The organism is Bacillus sp. AF62 (assembly GCF_050312695.1).
Taxonomy (GTDB): Bacteria; Bacillota; Bacilli; order Bacillales; family Bacillaceae_G; genus Bacillus_A; species Bacillus_A cereus.
Genome location: NZ_JBNPJZ010000211.1, coordinates 1 through 852 on the forward strand (window position 1 = coordinate 1; position 852 = coordinate 852).

Genomic DNA, 852 nt, shown 5'->3' on the forward strand with positions numbered 1-852 from the left:
CCTTTCTGGAGATAGTTTTGGGATACTATCATTCTTCCAGGAAAACGGATTTCTTTATGCATTCATTTTTGGATATTCATGAGTTTTGCAACACCCTCTGGGACGAATATCGGTCTTATTACAATGGCATGAACAGGATCTCGTGGATCATTTTGAATGAAGGCATAATGAACTGATTTATACAAAAAGTATCAACAGAATCGGAACCCATTTATTGATCATCCTGAATGAGTACAGCAAATTTGGAACTCATAAATAGACTTATACTAAAATATTTACATAATTGCTAGTACGTTAATCCCCTTTGAAAAACTGAAATCGTTTTTCAAAGGGGATGGTTTTTTAATATAATGTGAACATATTATACACAGTATGCTGATAGATTTCTCCGTTTGTTTTAAAAGATCCAGAAAACGTTCTTGTCTCCGGTACATATCTCCCTCCATTTGTTTCAGGATATACGGATGTTTGTTTACAGGAAAAAGAAAGATTCAAAGGAAGTTGAAACGATACTTTTCCATTTTTATCTGTTCGTTTCTTTGCATACGCTGTATTGTCCTTTTTATTATAGATTGTAAATCCTACATTCGCTAAATTGTTTCCAGGATAATACTTAAATCCCCCTGGTTCACTATGATTATATTTCCATTCTATGGCTGTCAATATAATTTCTAATGTTCCCACTTCATTTCTTTGTGCTTGTAGAGAGGGTTCACTAGCTGCTTGGACATACTGCGGTCCCACTGTACTAAACAGAACTGCGCCTGTTACAAAAGGTACAGCTAGAAATCGAATTGCATATTTTACAGTTTTGTTCATTCTATTTCCTCCTTCATATATGAAATGGATTGT

General features: G+C 34.4%; 1 protein-coding gene and 1 pseudogene. One reads left to right on the forward strand and one right to left on the reverse strand.

The annotated features are described in order from the left end of the window. Window positions 1–100 precede the first annotated feature (100 nt). A pseudogene (locus ACQRBL_RS32330) lies at window positions 101–231 on the forward strand (endonuclease); the annotation flags it as partial. A gap of 111 nt (window positions 232–342) precedes the next feature. Here ACQRBL_RS32330 and ACQRBL_RS32335 read toward each other — a convergent pair. Next, a complete protein-coding gene (locus tag ACQRBL_RS32335; RefSeq protein ID WP_197230535.1) occupies window positions 343–819 on the reverse strand; it encodes a SpaA isopeptide-forming pilin-related protein in 477 nt (158 codons plus the stop codon). Window positions 820–852 lie beyond the last annotated feature (33 nt).